16 protein-coding genes are annotated in these 15,144 nt (G+C 58.9%); 10 read left to right on the top strand and 6 right to left on the bottom strand.

Annotation, left to right across the window (positions count from 1 at the left end; translation table 11 throughout):
* Positions 1–170: 170 nt before the first annotated feature.
* Positions 171–452, bottom strand: a complete 282-nt coding sequence (locus QT231_RS14885) for a hypothetical protein (protein WP_308337632.1) — start codon at positions 450–452, stop codon at positions 171–173.
* 176 nt (positions 453–628) lie between these two features.
* Between QT231_RS14885 and QT231_RS14880 the strand changes: the two genes are divergently transcribed.
* The gene (locus tag QT231_RS14880) at positions 629–1,111 is read left to right on the top strand and encodes a peptidylprolyl isomerase (protein WP_226248642.1); all 483 of its coding nucleotides are present in this window, start codon (positions 629–631) and stop codon (positions 1,109–1,111) included.
* A gap of 72 nt (positions 1,112–1,183) precedes the next feature.
* On the opposite strand, the gene nikR is transcribed toward QT231_RS14880, so the two are convergent.
* Complete coding sequence (gene nikR / locus QT231_RS14875; RefSeq protein ID WP_308337631.1) at positions 1,184–1,585, bottom strand: nickel-responsive transcriptional regulator NikR; 402 nt, start codon at positions 1,583–1,585, stop codon at positions 1,184–1,186.
* 99 nt (positions 1,586–1,684) lie between these two features.
* On the opposite strand from nikR, the gene QT231_RS14870 reads away from it, so the two are divergent.
* Genes QT231_RS14870 through QT231_RS14850 form a run of 5 tightly spaced genes read left to right on the top strand, consistent with a single transcriptional unit; the run spans position 1,685 to position 6,496 of the window.
* Positions 1,685–3,274 carry an ABC transporter substrate-binding protein gene (locus QT231_RS14870; protein ID WP_308337630.1) on the top strand — a complete coding sequence of 530 codons (1,590 nt, stop codon included), beginning with the start codon at positions 1,685–1,687 and terminating at the stop codon, positions 3,272–3,274.
* Positions 3,265–4,245: an ABC transporter permease gene (locus QT231_RS14865; protein ID WP_308337629.1), complete on the top strand. Its 981-nt coding sequence runs from the start codon at positions 3,265–3,267 to the stop codon at positions 4,243–4,245. Before QT231_RS14870 ends, QT231_RS14865 begins: the two co-directional genes overlap by 10 nt.
* Positions 4,242–5,042: an ABC transporter permease gene (locus QT231_RS14860; protein ID WP_308337628.1), complete on the top strand. Its 801-nt coding sequence runs from the start codon at positions 4,242–4,244 to the stop codon at positions 5,040–5,042. The genes QT231_RS14865 and QT231_RS14860 overlap by 4 nt, the downstream gene beginning before the upstream one ends.
* A gap of 10 nt (positions 5,043–5,052) precedes the next feature.
* The gene (locus tag QT231_RS14855; protein WP_308337627.1) at positions 5,053–5,889 is read left to right on the top strand and encodes an ATP-binding cassette domain-containing protein; all 837 of its coding nucleotides are present in this window, start codon (positions 5,053–5,055) and stop codon (positions 5,887–5,889) included.
* Positions 5,882–6,496 (top strand): ATP-binding cassette domain-containing protein, encoded by a 615-nt coding sequence (locus QT231_RS14850; RefSeq protein ID WP_308337626.1) that lies wholly within the window; start codon positions 5,882–5,884, stop codon positions 6,494–6,496. Before QT231_RS14855 ends, QT231_RS14850 begins: the two co-directional genes overlap by 8 nt.
* Here QT231_RS14850 and QT231_RS14845 read toward each other — a convergent pair.
* The 4 genes from QT231_RS14845 to QT231_RS14830 form a co-directional block, all read right to left on the bottom strand.
* The gene (locus tag QT231_RS14845) at positions 6,493–7,683 is read right to left on the bottom strand and encodes an MFS transporter (RefSeq protein ID WP_308337625.1); all 1,191 of its coding nucleotides are present in this window, start codon (positions 7,681–7,683) and stop codon (positions 6,493–6,495) included. The two genes, QT231_RS14850 and QT231_RS14845, sit on opposite strands and share 4 nt — an antisense overlap.
* A gap of 26 nt (positions 7,684–7,709) precedes the next feature.
* Entirely contained in the window at positions 7,710–8,237 is a 528-nt protein-coding gene (locus tag QT231_RS14840) for a C40 family peptidase (protein WP_226248630.1), read from the bottom strand.
* Positions 8,238–8,436: 199 nt separating this feature from the next.
* On the bottom strand, positions 8,437–10,902 hold the full coding sequence (locus QT231_RS14835; RefSeq protein ID WP_308337623.1) for a YbeU/YbeR family protein: 2,466 nt from the start codon (positions 10,900–10,902) through the stop codon (positions 8,437–8,439).
* A gap of 165 nt (positions 10,903–11,067) precedes the next feature.
* On the bottom strand, positions 11,068–11,310 hold the full coding sequence (locus QT231_RS14830) for a GlsB/YeaQ/YmgE family stress response membrane protein (RefSeq protein WP_008958536.1): 243 nt from the start codon (positions 11,308–11,310) through the stop codon (positions 11,068–11,070).
* 187 nt (positions 11,311–11,497) lie between these two features.
* On the opposite strand from QT231_RS14830, the gene QT231_RS14825 reads away from it, so the two are divergent.
* The 4 genes from QT231_RS14825 to QT231_RS14810 all read left to right on the top strand — a co-directional run bounded on the left by QT231_RS14825 (position 11,498) and on the right by QT231_RS14810 (position 15,084).
* Positions 11,498–12,367, top strand: a complete 870-nt coding sequence (locus QT231_RS14825; RefSeq protein ID WP_308337622.1) for a D-hexose-6-phosphate mutarotase — start codon at positions 11,498–11,500, stop codon at positions 12,365–12,367.
* A 61-nt stretch (positions 12,368–12,428) separates the two neighbouring features.
* Positions 12,429–12,620 (top strand): hypothetical protein, encoded by a 192-nt coding sequence (locus QT231_RS14820; RefSeq protein ID WP_308337621.1) that lies wholly within the window; start codon positions 12,429–12,431, stop codon positions 12,618–12,620.
* Between the two features lie 23 nt (positions 12,621–12,643).
* Complete coding sequence (locus QT231_RS14815) at positions 12,644–14,047, top strand: YcjX family protein (RefSeq protein WP_308337620.1); 1,404 nt, start codon at positions 12,644–12,646, stop codon at positions 14,045–14,047.
* Positions 14,044–15,084: a TIGR01620 family protein gene (locus QT231_RS14810; protein WP_308337619.1), complete on the top strand. Its 1,041-nt coding sequence runs from the start codon at positions 14,044–14,046 to the stop codon at positions 15,082–15,084. The genes QT231_RS14815 and QT231_RS14810 overlap by 4 nt, the downstream gene beginning before the upstream one ends.
* Positions 15,085–15,144 lie beyond the last annotated feature (60 nt).

Genomic DNA, 15,144 nt, shown 5'->3' with positions numbered 1-15,144 from the left:
GTCGGCTAGCACTTCCCCTTGCCGGGCGTGCAGGGGACTTTCACCCCCAAGTCATCCTGAGGCACCACCCCCAGGAACAGCGCCAGTCAAGGCGCTGCGCGCCATGCCTGGCGCACTATAAAAAAGCCCGGCCATCTCATTTGATGGCCGGGCTTTTAGCTGCAATCAGCTTAACGGTGAGTCTTATTACCTGCCCAGCTAGCCAGTGCCATAATAACCCAGCCAATCAGGCCTAGCAGGATAACGACCAGCAGCATCTCGACCGGTTGCACCAGGGTAGTAGCGCCCAGCACTGCCAGTGTAATTACCCATAGATAGCGGTTGTCGCCATGGCTTTTCAAAAAACCCGGCAACACCTTGTCCAACCCCTCGCTAACGCCGCTATTCCAGCGCTGATAGGCAAAATAAGCAATCAGGCAAAATGCGACAAGCCAAATAATCAAGATCGTCATTGCATGCTCCAAAAGTGATAGGGCAAAGGAAAAAGTGTTGGTCGTAGGGTATCCCTGGTCACCCTGGTGCGCAATACCGCCGAAAGTGGTGAGTAGGAAAAAGCGCAGCTACCCCCTGACAAGCCAGCCCACACGCGTTACCATATTGGAACATGCACTCACCGAAAGGTTATTCCATGCAAATTGCGCAAAACTCGGTTGTCGCGTTTCACTACACCCTGACCAACGATGCAGGTGAAGTGCTAGACAGTTCCGAAGGCCGTGAGCCGCTTACCTACCTCCATGGCGCCGGCAATATCATTCCGGGTCTAGAGAAAGAGCTGGAAGGTCGTACTGCGGGCGATAAGCTGAACGTTGCCGTATCTCCTGAAGAGGGTTATGGCGAGCTGCAAGAGCAGCTAATGCAAGAAGTACCACGGGACGCGTTCCAAGGCGTTGAAAGCATTGAGCCGGGCATGCAGTTCCAAGCCCAGACCCAAGGCGGCCCGCTCATGGTTACCGTCAAGAAAGTCGAAGGCGACACAGTCGTTGTTGATGGCAACCATCCGCTAGCCGGTCAACAGCTCAACTTTGATGTTGAGATCGCTGAAGTACGCGAAGCCAGCGCTGAAGAAGTTGAGCACGGCCACGTGCACGGCGAAGGCGGCGTTGAGCACTAAGAGTGCTCGCGCTACCGATCAGAAAAGGTGACCCTCGGGTCACCTTTTTTATGCCCGCAACCTTTTGCAGCCCTACTCGTCCGGTATTAGCACCAGTTGCCCATGGCGCACGCTTCGCGACGATGTGACTTCGGCGGCAAACTGCTTTAGCGCCCGCCCCTGGCCTTTGAGCAGCGCCACTTCCAGGCAACTGTCGTGGTTGATATGCACATGCAGGGTCGAAAGCGTCAGGTCGTGATGGTCATGGGAGTGGCGCGTTAAGCGCTTGGACAGCTCACGGGCGGCATGATCATAGACATACACCAGCGCGCCCATGCAGGGCGAATCCGGTGCGGCCTCTTCCCTCACCTGTTTTAAACCGCTGCGGGTCAGGTCGCGAATCGCCTCTGAGCGGTTTTGGTAGCCACGCTCACGCATTAACGTATCGACTTCTGCCACCAGCTCCTCATCAAGCGTTACCGTTACACGCTGCATTCACGCCTCCCTCAATTGATTCACTTTGCAAGTGTCGTCCATGCCGTTAGTATGATGTTATTGAAAAAAGATCATACTAATGACAGCAAGGATAAAGCGATGCCTGGATTACCTCGGCCTATCTTACTGGGTATTACGCTTAGTTGTTTAGTGGCCTCAACCGCCGTGCAGGCAAAAGAGCAGTTGGTGCTCGCCATTGGAGGCGAGCCTGACCAGGGCTTCGACCCGCTACTGGGCTGGGGGCAGTACGGTAATCCGCTGTTTCAATCGACGCTGCTCTCCCGGGGCAGAGACCTTACGCCACAGCCAGAACTGGCCACCGAGTGGTCGCTCTCCGAAGATCGCCTGACCTGGACACTCACGCTGCGGGATGATGCCCGCTTTGCCGACGGCACGCCGCTGACCGCTGAAGATGTGGCCTATACCTTCCACGCAGCGGCCAAGGCAGGCGGGCGTGCCGATCTAAGCTCCCTGGATCATGCCCAAGCCGTGGATGAGCATACCGTCACGCTTCACCTCCGCGCCCCACGCATTACCTTTGTTGATCAGCTAATGACGCTGGGCATTGTGCCAAACGCCGAGCGTGACAACGGCTATAGCGAGCAGTATGGCCGTCAGCCCCTGGGTTCTGGGCCCTATCAACTGGTCGAGTGGCAGGAAGGCGAGCAACTGATTGTTGAACGCAACCCCTACTTTTACGGCCCTACGCCCGCGTTTGAACGGCTGGTATTTCTATTTACCGGTGAAGACGCCACGTTAAGTGCCGCCCATGCAGGCCAGTTGGATATCGCCGCGGTTCCGCCAGCGCTGGCAACGAAGGTTCCGGCGCATATGCAGCGGTTGATTATGGAGAGCGTCGATAACCGCGGCATTCTGTTCCCCATGCAGCCCGTTAATGGCGAGCATGCCGCCTCTGGTGCACCGATAGGCAACGACGTAACCGCAGACGTTGCCATCCGTCAGGCGATTAACCTAGCCATTGACCGCGATACGCTGGTGGAGGTGGCCTTACAGGGTTACGGACGCCCCGCCTTCGGCCCAGCAGACGGCTTACCCTGGAGCAGTCGCAATGAACGCCTTGACGCACCCGACCTTGCCCAGGCAGAGGCGATACTCGACGCCGCAGGCTGGCGGCTAGGCGACGATGGCCTGCGCTATAAAGAGGGCCTGCCCGCACGCTTTCGGCTTACCTACCCTTCAAGCGATACCACCCGGCAGTTGCTTGCAGAAGTGAGCGCTGAAATGGTGCGCCCGCTGGGGATTGAGATGCAGCCCACCGGCCGCCACTGGGATGAAATTCAGCGCGAAGCGCTGCACCAGGATGCCATTATGTTCGGCTTTGGCAGCCACAGCCCCCAGGAGATTTACTACCTTTTCCATAGCCAGCATGCGGGCAATGGCTTCTATAACAGCGGCTTTTACGCCAACCCGGAAGTTGATGCCCACCTTGATGCCGCCCAGGCGGCTGACAGCATCGAACAAGCCAACCAGTACTGGCAAGCAGCCCAGTGGGATGGCACGACAGGGTATGGCCTGCGCGGCGACAGTAGTTGGGCCTGGCTGGTCAATCTTGAGCACGTCTACTTAGCTGATACCTGCTTAGATGTTGGCGAACTGGGCGTGGCGCCCCACGGCCACGGCTGGCCGATCACCGCTAACCTGCTTGAGTGGCGCTGGACGTGCGACTGATTGCGCCTATCGTCAAGCGCTTGTCCCGTCTGGGGCTAGTACTTATCTGCGTCGCCCTGGTGTCCTATGGACTGATGATGGCCTCACCGATTAACCCCGTTGATGCCTACCTAGGCCCGCAAATGGCCCAGGTCAGCCCCGAACAGCGCGCCCTGATTGCCCAGCGCTGGGGGTTCGATCAGCCACCGGCCGTTCAATTTGGCCACTGGCTGCGTCAGTTAGTCAGCGGCGAGTTAGGCTGGAGCCATGTCTACAACCAGCCGGTTAGCGAGGTGATCGGCCAGCGTTTTCAACGCTCGATAGTGCTACTCGGCAGCGCCTGGCTACTCTCGGCGCTACTGGGATTTAGTCTCGGCGTGGTGGCAGGTGCCAAAGAGGGCTCCAAGCTGGATAGCATCATCAGTACCTACGCCTTCATTACCGCCTCCACACCAGCTTTTTGGCTGGCGATACTTGCGGTGCTGCTGTTTTCGGTAACGCTTGGGTGGACGCCCACCTGCTGTGCAGGGCCCGCCGGAGCCTTGAACCAGGAAGTCACCTTCGCGACGCGACTGCACCATTTGCTGCTGCCGGTGACTACTCTGGCACTGCTGGGCATCGCCAATATCACCCTGCATACCCGCGCCCGCATGCTTGAGTTAATGCGCTCTGAGGTTGCTACCCACGCCTTTGCCCAGGGCGCCAGCCGAATAGATGTGGCCTGGCGCCACGGTCTCCGTCACGCCAGCTTACCAGCGGTTACGCTGGCGTTTGCCTCACTCGGCGAGCTGTTTGGCGGCTCCATTTTAATCGAGCAGGTGTTTGCCTACCCCGGCTTAGGCCAAGCCACGGTGGCAGCGGGCCTACGCAGTGATATTCCGCTGCTGCTGGGCATCGCGCTATTTACCGCGCTGTTTGTCAGCGTTGGCAATATGATTGCCGATAGCCTCTACGCCGTTATCGACCCGCGCATTCAGCCAGGTGAGCTATGAGACAGGCTCAGCCGCGCCTGCGCGCCGCCTTCAGCCTGGGCGTCACCACTCTGCTGGTCGTAGGGCTTGTCGCTAGCCAGTGGCTGCTGGGCGATTTCCCCCAGCAGATGCAGTTTAATGCCCGTCTGGCCCCACCTAGCGTTGATCACTGGCTGGGCACCGACGCGCTAGGCCGTGAACTCTGGGCGCGTACCCTTGCCGGGCTGGCGCTAAGCTTCTGGGTGGGCTGCTTGGCCGCGCTCCTGAGCACGCTGATTGCGCTTAGCTTGGCAGCCCTAGCCACGCTGTCAGCGCGGCTGGATGCACTGGTGAGTCTGCTGATCGATACGCTACTTAGCGTCCCCCACTTGATTTTATTGATGCTGATCGCCTTTGCCCTGGGCGGCGGCACCCAGGCAGTGATTATTGCCGTGGCTGTGACCCATTGGCCCAGCCTAGCTCGGGTGCTACGCGCCGAGCTATGGCAGTTGCGGCAGGCGCCCTATGTGCGTATCTCCCGTGCGCTGGGTAAGTCGCGCTGGTTTGTGCTCCACGGCCACTTGCTCCCCCACTTATTGCCCCACTGCCTGGTGGGCGCTCTACTGCTGTTCCCCCACGCGATTCTTCACGAAGCCGCGCTGACCTTTTTAGGCTTTGGCTTAAGCCCCAGCCAGCCCGCTATTGGCGTGCTACTCGCCGATGCCACGCGCTACCTAAGTGGCGGCTACTGGTGGCTGGGGGTATTTCCCGGCTTGGGGCTGTTACTGATGGTGCTGGGTTTCGAGCGACTCTCCAGCCAGCTACGCCGTGCACTTTAGGAGGTCTGCAATGCTTATTATCGACCATTTAACACTCCAGTTGCCCTACTATGCAGACGGCTATGCCACATGGTGGAAACGTCGTTGGGCCACCTGCCTGGATGCATTTTCGCTAACGCTTTCCCCTGGCGAGGTACATGCGGTGGTGGGTGCCTCCGGCGCCGGAAAAAGCTTGTTGGCGTATGCGATTATGGGATTACTGCCCATACCTGCGCGCTTAAACGGACAGCTTTACTACCAAGGAAAACCCCTTGATGCGTCACGCCAACGCCAGCTTCGCGGCCGGGAGATGGCGCTGATTCCCCAGTCACTCAGTGCTTTAGACCCACTGGTGCGTACTCAACGCCAGGTGGCCTGGGCAGCCCAGCGTGCGGGCCAACCATCAGCGCACGCTTGGCGCTCATCCCAACAAGCCCTCGACCACTATCAGTTGGACACCCGTGCGCAGCAGGCCTATGCCCACGAGCTTTCCGGCGGCATGGCCCGCCGTGTATTGACGGCCATGGCCCATGTCAGCCAAGCCAAGCTGGTGATTGCCGACGAGCCGAGCGTGGGTCTTGACCCGCTCCAGCGCCAGCGTGTGTTAGCTGCACTACGTGAGCTCGCCGACCAGGGTAAAATGGTGATGTTAATTACCCACGACCTGCGCCATGCCCTGCCGATTGCCGACCACGTTACCATTATGCGTGACGGCAAGCGGGTTGAAACCGCGCTCGCCACCGCCTTTCAAGGCAGCGGTGCCTCTCTTACCAGCGCTTATTCACAGGCCCTGTGGCTGGCGCTACCGGACAACGCTTTTGCCACGACCACCGTAAGCAGGCGTGAACAGGAGACGAACGTTGCTTAACGCGCACCGGCTGAGCTTTCGGTTTTCACCCGACACACCGATGCTGGAAGACGTTTCCCTCACCCTGGAAGCGGGTCAGTGGTTAGGATTAAGCGGTGACTCGGGGGCGGGTAAATCGACGCTGGGCAAACTGCTGGCGGGCTATTTAGCGCCGCAAGCGGGCGCTGTCACCCTAGATGGTGCGGCGCTACCTAAAAGCGGCATGCAGCCCGTTCAGTGGCTGCCACAATCACCGGAGCTGGCGGTCAACCCCCGCTGGCGAGTAGGCAAAATACTACGTGAAGCCTGGACACCTTCTGACGCCCAGTGTCAAGCGTTTGGCGTACAGCCAAGCTGGCTGTCGCGCTTGCCACAATCGTTATCAGGTGGAGAGCTACAGCGGGTCTGCGTACTGCGGGCACTCGCCCCGGAGGTGCGCTTTCTGGTCGCCGATGAGATATCCACCATGCTCGACCCAATCACCCAGCTTGAGCTTTGGCAGGCGCTAAAACGAGAGGCGGAACAACGCCAGCTTGGCGTGCTGGTGATTAGCCACGACAGCGCTCTGCTTGAGCGACTCTGTCCAAAATGCTACCACTTACGCGATGGTCAATTGACGCTCATCTAGCTGATAGCCTGGCGACGCTCAAAACGCCATAGGCCTAAAGCAATCATTAGCGTGATACTTAGCAGCAGCCACGAGCCTATGGTGACGCCCGACCAACCGGCCCATTGCCAGAACGGCTCCAGCCAGAAGCCGCCCAAACTGGCGCCCACATAGTAAAACACCAGATAGAGCGCCGAGGCACTGCCCCGGGCACCCTGGGCATAGCGCCCCACCCAGCTGGAAGCCAACGAATGGGCCAGGAAAAAGCCGAAGGCATTGACGGTTAAGCCAACAATAATCAGCAGCAGCGAATCCGCTAAGGTAATCGCCGTGCCCAGCATTACAATTACTACCCCCAGCATCATGCAGGCCGCAGGAGAAAATCGCCCGGCCAACCGCCCAGAGATCATCGAACCGAAGGTACCGCCGAGATAGGTCAGAAAAATCAACCCCAGACCACTGGCGGCTAATTGATACGGCGCGGCCGCCAACCGAAAGGTGATATAGCTGTATTGATTGATAAAGATCAGGAAGTTGATACCCCCTAAGCAGTAAGCGGCTAGCAGCACCGGGTTGCGTAAATGAGTGACTAAATCGCTTGCTGCTTTGCGCAACTCGAAGCGCTGGGGAGTAAAGGCACGGCTATTGGGCAACAGGCGCCAAAACACCGCACAGCCGACAAGCGTCATGATACCGACCGCTAGAAATGCCGCAGTGGGGCCGCCGACTTCAGCGGCGCCCCCACCGACGATACGCCCACTGATTCCACCGAGCGAGTTGGCGCCAATATAGAGCCCCACAGCGCTTAACAGCGCAGGCTTGTCAAACTCATCGCCCATCCAGGCAATCGCCACCGCCGGCAGCCCGCCCAGCACAAAGCCCTGCACCAGGCGCAGCAGCAGTAAGCTTTCAAAGGTGGGAGCAAAGGCCAAGGCAATGGAGCATCCGCCGGCTAACAGCAGGGTGATGCGCATGATGCCTTCGCGGCCAATGGCGTCAGAGAGGGGGCCGAAGACCAACAGCGCAATAGCTAAAGAGAGGGTCGATACCGACATCAGCAGGCTGACGCCCAAGGTAGAGACCTGATAGGTCTCCTTCAAACCTGGCAGCAGCGGCTGCGGTGCGTATAAGTTGATAAAAACAAGAAATGAGCCGAGGCAAAGCGCCAAGGTGGCGCGCCACCAGGCGCGCGATTTGGCTTCAATCATGCCATTCCTAGATTAATAACGTCAGATTACTGAAAAACAGTGCCGCCCAGTTGGGCCAGATGCGTTGGCTCCAGGGCGCGACGTGACTGCCAGTAGTAGCGCTGCCAATAACTATTATCCAGGCTGGAAATGATCACCCCTTTTGAGGTCGAGGCGTGGAGAAAATAACCATCGCCCACGTAGATCCCCACATGGTTATAGCGCCCCGGGGGCCGGAAGAACACCAGATCGCCCGCCTGCAGCTCTTGGCGGTCGATCGGGCGTCCCTCGTGTACTTGACCCCGGGTGGAGCGCGGAAGATCCAAATTGAAAGTGTCACGGTAAACGTTGCGAACCAGGGCCGAACAGTCGATGCCTCTCTCTGAGGTGCCGCCAATTCGGTAAGGCGTTCCCGCCCAGCGCTGATGCTGCGCCAGCAGCGCCTCGCGAATCACTGTTGGCGGCGGTACTTGCAAGCTGCGCAGATGCGCATCAATGGGATCAACCGGGGACATTTGCGGGTTCGCCCCCATTCCCGGCAACGTCATCGAGAAATAGTTCTCGGGAGCCTGCATATTGTTCTGTCGCGCAGAACCTGCGCAGCCCGCGACCAATGTAACTAAAAAACAAACGCTTACAACACGGACAGCGGTCACAGCGGGGCGTGGCAACGCAACCATGCGATTAACCTCGTGACATTGATAAGAGGGAGGTATGACAAAACTCATTTTTCCAGGCACGACTATAAGCTAGTTATCATATGTTTGGCGAGCATCAATGTAAGGTGCGCTGATCACCCGGCAGGGTATCAATATGCAGTGGCGCAAAATGGCGTGGCTTGTTGCCCGGAAAATCCAGGCTCACCCATGGGCCAGCCAAGACCGGCGCGCCGCATATCCAAGCCACCAGCGCCTGGCGGAAACCGGCTAAAAAGCTCTCCCGTTCAGGGGTTTCGCCCATAAAGAAAGAAAAGCCTGCGTACATCCCCATGGCATACTCCTGCCACCCGGCATAATGATCCGCCGCCAATTGGTAAGCACGATCCAACACCTTGGCGAAAGCAGCGCTATCCAGCCAACCTAGCTGCCGAGCGGCAATGGCCAGATCGACCAGTTGGGCAATATCCCAGGCCGCCATATCCACCTCATTACAGCCATCTTCGTTGTCGCGCACACGACGCAAGCGCAGCAGATGGTGACGTTCGTCTTCAGCACAGTCGCCGGATTCAAGAATGGCGATCTCAGCGCTTAAGCGTTCAGTGTTGAGGGTATAGGGCGCATAGTTAATCTGATACTCCTGGCGATCCCCTGACTCGAGCATGTAGGTCAAGAACTCCTGCATATCGCCTGCGTTGCTCAAGTGGTAATGGCTCTCCACCCATTCGCGAATCTCGGCGCACTCCCTGGCACTCTCGGGCTGGGGCTCGCTCCACACCGCACTGTTCAGCGGCCCCACCAACGACATGGCGGTAAAATGACTCAAGGTGGGGCGACTACCGGGCTCGCGCCAAGCGTCGTGACTCCAATCCAGCCAGTGAAACAGACTGCCGGGATCTTCAATGTGCCAAATAATTTCATTCACTAGCGAAGCGTGCTCAGGCTCGGGCAGACAGCTTTCCCAAGCGAACCAGGCTTCCAACAGGCGCTTGGCATTGGGATAAAAACGGCACAGGCAGCTGCGCAGTGCGCTGGCATACGCCATTAACGGCGCGCGATCGAATAAGCCGCTGTCGAGGGACATATGCAGATAGAAGGCGAATTTTTCGGCCATATGAATCGTGGCCGCATGGCGACTTACCCCTTTAACTGCATTGCGCTGCTTAAGCTCTTCCGGGGTCGGCTGGCCAAACCAACTTTGCGAAGGAGGTAAAACGCCGTGCACCGCGTCGGCCGCCAACTGGTTAAGATGATGGGCCTGAGCGGGTAGCCAATAGCGGGCCAGTGCATGAGCGCCTTCATCGGCATGCAGGCCAAGAGACTCCTGCAAATAGAGTGCTGCATCGGCACGCTGCTCTTCCGGCAGTGCCCCTGAGGGGTCTATCTGGCGCAACATGGCATCCGGTTCGCGTACGCTGGCCAGCGCCAATAGCCAGTGATGAGGCGTATTACGCCATTGCCGAATGCGCGCCTGGGAGGCCTTGCGAGTAGGCTCATCCAATAGTTCCCCCGCTGGGCGCTTCCAAGGGCTATGGGTGCCGTGCAGCAGCAACTGATGCCGCTCGCTGGGTGTTTTACCCCGCCGGTCGATGCCGTCAAACAGACTCTGCCCCCGCCCGTAGGCGTTAAGAACAGCGTACCAATCATGGTAGCGGCGACTCATCAAATCGGCGGCATGCCCTGCCAAGTCATCGGCTTCCTCCTGGCTAAGCCAGCCACAGCAGGCGCCGGCCCAGGCGAGCTCAACAATCCGCAGCCAATCCCAAGCCGCCCACTCAAGCGGCTCGCCTTGGGTGACAAACTTATTCAGTACCGGCGCATAGGGCGACTCTTCTACCACACTACGCTGCCACTCCATGCGTTGGGCATTGTCCATACTGAGCAATTCGCGTGCTTCGATATCCCAGCGCTGGCGCTCGCCTTGAGCACCTAACCAGAGCATCACACCAATAAGTGCGTCACGGTCATGGACATCCCATACGTGGGCGAGCCACTCGGAGGCTTCAGGCCAATCGCTTTGGCTGGCGGGGTAGGCAATAATCGGCCGGAACAGCGCGCATAACCGCCAGCTCTGCGCTTCTGGTTGCTGAGGCCATAGCGAAGCAGGTGCTGGGAGTTCAGCCAGAGCATTTTCAAGCGCATCCCAGGTAATGCCTTCGCCATCGGTTTCAAGATTGGCCAGCGCTTGGCAGGCGTCAATAAAACGGTCATCAGCTCCCACTTCCCAGCCTCGTGCGCCTAACGCGCGGCGTAAATCCGCCAGCCAGGCGCGTAGATCGCTGTAATCGCTGGTGATGCGACGAGTCAGGTGGTGCGCCCAATTGCGAGCCTGATCAGCGTCTAACCAACCCGCCGCCCCCGCCAGTGCGGCCCACTCAAGCGCGCCTAGCAAACGGTCAGCACTGCCTGCGGGAGCTCCCAGCCCGTGAAACAGCTGCTCGGCCAGCTCGCCTCGACTGGTAATTCCCAGCTGTAACAGGCGCTGCTCTGCCGCCCCTGCATCGACCGCCAACGGATGAGGAGTAAACGCCCAATCACACAGCACTAGCTGTTGGGCCCACCAGGCATTTAACGCGTCGATCAAGAGGCACCTCGGAAAAGCACAATGACACCAGCAAAAAGCCGGAACTAAAGCCGCCTAGTGTAACGGAAAGTGGCGCGAACACCGATAGCTCTTGGTATCGGTAGGCATAAAACAACACCGCCCGGCACAAGGCCGGGCGGTGCTATACAGGTAGCAACTCAATCGCTACGCTTTTTTAACCTTACTAATCACCCACAGGAGCACCACGGCACCCACTATCGCGGTGACAAGCGAACCGATAAAGCCACCAGAGGAAAGGCCTAAAAGGCTGAATAAAAAACCGCCAATAACCGCACCCACGATACCGACACCAATATTACCCAGGATGCCGAAACCGCCACCGCGCATGATGTTGCCAGCAATCCAACCAGCTAAACCACCAATGATTAACCATGCAATAAATCCCATATAGTCTCCTTACTATTTTATGATGGGTTTCAACTACGTGTATCAACTATGTGTATCAACTACGTGTATCAATTACGTATGCTAGTAGGCGTTTTACCTACTAGCCACGCTTGTTCTACCATAGCACACAGCGTTAGTGTTCGGCGCCTACCGGTATCGATGCTTGGCAATTCTTAAAGGAAAATTCATGATCCCCGACTCGCTCAATCAACTGGTTAAAAGCACTCAAGGACAGCAAACGGCGCAGTGGGAGGGCCGGGACGTGGTGCTTTTCAATATGCCCTGGGGAGAGTTGGTGATGAGTCTTCAGGGCGCTCAAGTGCTGCACTTCTGCCCTGCCGGAGATACCGACTGGTTATGGCTGACACCCACCCCCCAAGCGCTGCCAAGCGCTATTCGTGGGGGTATTCCGCTCTGCTGGCCATGGTTCGCCGACGAGCGCTTTGCCGACGAAAGCCCTAATCACGATGGCCCCTTCCATGGCCTTGCCCGCCACGCTGACTGGCGCCTGGACGCCGTTGATGAGCACGCTGAGGGCATTGAGCTCCACCTCTCCCCGTCGCAGCCCCTGCACACACTACTCACCGCGCGCTTAGTGGTACAAGCCAACGCCCAGCGCTTAAATGTTGAGCTGATTAGCGAAAACATTGGCGAAACGCCGATCAAAACCAGCGGCGCGCTGCACACCTACTTAGCGGTTGCCGATACCCATCAGTGCCGCCTGGAAGGCCTCTCCGGCGCGCGCTATCTCGACAAGCTGCGCGACTTTGCTGAGGCTGAACAGCAGGGCACGCTGGCCGTTCAAGGCGCCGTTGACCGCATTTACCACACCAATGAAGCCGTGCTGCTCAACGATGGCGAGCGCACCCTGCGCATCGGTAAGCAGTCGAGCGACTCCACGGTGGTGTGGCACCCCAACGACGACCTGCCCAGCGACACTCCCGTAGACGTAGCGCGACACTTTATTTGCGTTGAAGCCGCCAATACCCGCCTAGACCCGGTGTGGCTGGTGCCTGGCGCCCAGCACCTGTTAGGTACCACTCTCAGCCGCGGTTAATCTTCGGTTCATTAACGCTTTGTTATTATGCGCGCACTATTATTTGCGCTAGGGAGACCCGATGGATCCGCAACAATGGCTAGAAGCTGCCACGCTGGCGTTTAATTTAATCGGTATGGTGGTGTGCTTGATCGGTCTCACCCTGGCGCAGAAGATGACCCGCCGCTGGCCAGGCTACACTCTGGCGGGAGTTGGCTTTTTAATCGCCACCTTGCCGATGCTTTCGCAACTGGTATTAATGTTTAGCCAATAAAGACTAGCAAAGGGATCGATAGGATGCGCCAGCCGTTAAGTCGCGAACTGAGCAATTTGTTGGAGCGCGGAAGGGATCGCCAGTTGCGCTTAGCGGTCACCGGCCTCTCCCAAGCAGGCAAAACCGCGTTTTTGACCTCGCTGGTCAACCAACTGCGCCATGCCGGCGTTGAGGCACAGCTCGATTTACTGCCCGCCGCTAGGGAAGGCCGCCTATTGGGTGCCCAACGGCTTAACCAGCCCGACTTGGGCGTACCGCGTTTTCCTTACGACCCCGGAATGGCCGCGCTGCGCGATACCCCGCCGCGCTGGCCCGAACCCACCCGCGGCATCAGCGAGCTACGCTTACAGCTGCGCTACCGCCCTGCCCGCAGCGGCTGGTTAACACCGGAAATTGCTCACCTGACCCTGGATCTATTCGACTACCCAGGGGAGTGGCTGCTCGACCTGCCGCTATTGCAGCACGACTTTTACAGCTGGAGCCAAGCTCAGGCGCTATACGCAGGCGAACAGCGCCGCAGCCTGTTTAGCGAGTGGTTGGCAGCGGTGGAGCAGCTCGACCCGGCTGACGAAGCGGATGAGGCCCAACTGGCTGCTCTGGCCGAGGAGTACGCTCAAGGCCTGCGTCGCGCCAAGCAGGCGGGGTTTTCCGACCTCCAACCGGGGCGTTTTTTGCTGCCGGGAGAACTGGAAGGCGCGCCGGTACTGCAGTTTTTCCCACTGCCCCAGCTTAATGCGTCTCGAGCCAATACCTCTCGAGAAGCGCTGGAGGCCCTGCCCGCCAATAGCCTCTACGCCACTCTAGCGGCGCGCTTTCGCTACTACCAACAGCAGGTGGTCAAACCTTTCTATCGCGACCACTTCCGCCGCTTTGACCGCCAGATTGTACTGGTGGATGTACTTGGCGCACTCAATGCCGGGCCTGAGCGCTTTGAAGACCTTTCCAAAGCACTGCGACAGTTAATGCACAGCTTCGACTACGGCAAGCGCAGCCTGCTTACGCGCCTGTTCGCGCCTAAAATCGACCGGCTGGCGATTGCCGCCACCAAAGCGGATCATGTAACCCCCGACCAGCACGGCCATTTGGTGCAGTTATTAGAAGCGCTGCTGGCAGAGCCACTTAAAGACCTGCGCTTTGCCAACGTGCCGGTTAAAGCGCTCTCGCTGGCAGCTATTCGCGCTACCGAAGCCCGTGAGGTGACCCATGAGGGTAAGCGCTCACCTGCGCTACGCGGCACCACCCTGGAGGGTGAAGAGGTGCTGGTTTACCCTGGCGACGTTCCCGCCCGACTACCTGCTGCCGATTTCTGGCAGCAGCAGGGCTTTGACTTCCCAGGCTTTCGCCCGATGCCGACCCGCTCAGAAGCGCTGGATCATATTCGCATGGACGCCGCCATCGACTGGCTGATTGGAGATAAATTGACATGACCACCCCGCAGCCACGCCGCCACTTTTCTCTGGATGACAAGCCCGAAGAGGTCGCTGATGTAGAAACACCTCTTCGCCAGCGCGAAGCCTTTGCTGGCACCAGCGAGCACCACCCACTAGCGCCCCTTCCAGAAGACAAAGCCCTGCCCGCTGCCAGTTTAGGTGCGCCACGTAAACGCCGCTGGGGGCTTATATTCGCCCTGGTGGGAGGCGCCGGTCTGGGCACTGCGGAGCTGGTGACCGGCATTCCTGATGCGCTGGCCCAATCCCAGTGGCTCGCCATTGCCTGGCAGCTATTCGGGATCAGCCTGATCGGTCTAGGGGGCATCTCACTGCTTAAAGAGCTGGGCCGTTTGCGTCGTCTGAAACGCCACGACAAACTACGCGGCGAGCTTGCCGAGCTGCCGCTACGCTCGCCCAAGCAGGCTCGGGCGATGGCCGAGCAGCTAAGGCGCCAGCTCAAACTCGCCGACGACGACCCGCACTGGCTGGCCTTTCAACGTGCCAGCCAGCCGCACCATAGCGGCGAGGAGATCCAGACCCTGCTGCGTTACCACCTGCTGGCCCCGCGTGACCGCGAAGCCCAGCGCCTGATTACCCGGATGTCCGGTGAAACCGCCATCATGGTCGCTATCAGCCCGCTAACGCTAGTGGATATGGCGCTGGTGGCCTGGCGCAGCCTGGCAATGGTCGATCGACTCTGCCGCCTGTATGGCCTTGAGCTGGGTTACGCCAGCCGCCTGCGGCTGTTTCGCAATGTGCTGCACAACATGGCCTTTGCAGGAGCCAGCGAACTGGCCACCGAGGCCAGCATGGATATGCTCTCCCTGGACTTAGCCGGACGTCTCTCTGCCCGCGCTGGGCAGGGTTTGGCTACCGGACTACTTAGCGCGCGCCTGGGTCTTCGTGCCCAGCGCCTCTGCCGCCCGGTGCCCTTTACACTCGATGAGCAGCCGAAGATCGCCGATCTACGTCAAGACCTGTGGCGGCAGATCAAGCGCCTCGACAAAGACAAGGCGCCACAGAACCGCGAATGAAGCAGGGGCAACGGCGCCTTCTGTTTTCGACAACAATTTGCGATTCAACGCTGGTTATCC

This window comes from Halomonas sp. SpR1 (genome assembly GCF_031010175.1).
Classification (GTDB): Bacteria; Pseudomonadota; Gammaproteobacteria; order Pseudomonadales; family Halomonadaceae; genus Vreelandella.
Note: the sequence above shows the minus strand (reverse complement) of the source record. Positions and strands in the feature narration are given on the sequence as shown.

What these genes read in the sequence shown, in the direction of transcription:
- QT231_RS14885 (WP_308337632.1), bottom strand. Translation starts at nt 452, where the DNA reads ATGACGATCTTGATTATTTGGCTTGTCGCATTTTGCCTGATTGCTTAT.
- QT231_RS14880 (WP_226248642.1), top strand. Translation starts at nt 629, where the DNA reads ATGCAAATTGCGCAAAACTCGGTTGTCGCGTTTCACTACACCCTGACC.
- nikR (WP_308337631.1), bottom strand. Translation starts at nt 1,585, where the DNA reads ATGCAGCGTGTAACGGTAACGCTTGATGAGGAGCTGGTGGCAGAAGTC.
- QT231_RS14870 (WP_308337630.1), top strand. Translation starts at nt 1,685, where the DNA reads ATGCCTGGATTACCTCGGCCTATCTTACTGGGTATTACGCTTAGTTGT.
- QT231_RS14860 (WP_308337628.1), top strand. Translation starts at nt 4,242, where the DNA reads ATGAGACAGGCTCAGCCGCGCCTGCGCGCCGCCTTCAGCCTGGGCGTC.
- QT231_RS14855 (WP_308337627.1), top strand. Translation starts at nt 5,053, where the DNA reads ATGCTTATTATCGACCATTTAACACTCCAGTTGCCCTACTATGCAGAC.
- QT231_RS14845 (WP_308337625.1), bottom strand. Translation starts at nt 7,683, where the DNA reads ATGATTGAAGCCAAATCGCGCGCCTGGTGGCGCGCCACCTTGGCGCTT.
- QT231_RS14840 (WP_226248630.1), bottom strand. Translation starts at nt 8,237, where the DNA reads ATGCAGGCTCCCGAGAACTATTTCTCGATGACGTTGCCGGGAATGGGG.
- QT231_RS14830 (WP_008958536.1), bottom strand. Translation starts at nt 11,310, where the DNA reads ATGGGATTTATTGCATGGTTAATCATTGGTGGTTTAGCTGGTTGGATT.
- QT231_RS14825 (WP_308337622.1), top strand. Translation starts at nt 11,498, where the DNA reads ATGATCCCCGACTCGCTCAATCAACTGGTTAAAAGCACTCAAGGACAG.
- QT231_RS14820 (WP_308337621.1), top strand. Translation starts at nt 12,429, where the DNA reads ATGGATCCGCAACAATGGCTAGAAGCTGCCACGCTGGCGTTTAATTTA.
- QT231_RS14815 (WP_308337620.1), top strand. Translation starts at nt 12,644, where the DNA reads ATGCGCCAGCCGTTAAGTCGCGAACTGAGCAATTTGTTGGAGCGCGGA.
- QT231_RS14810 (WP_308337619.1), top strand. Translation starts at nt 14,044, where the DNA reads ATGACCACCCCGCAGCCACGCCGCCACTTTTCTCTGGATGACAAGCCC.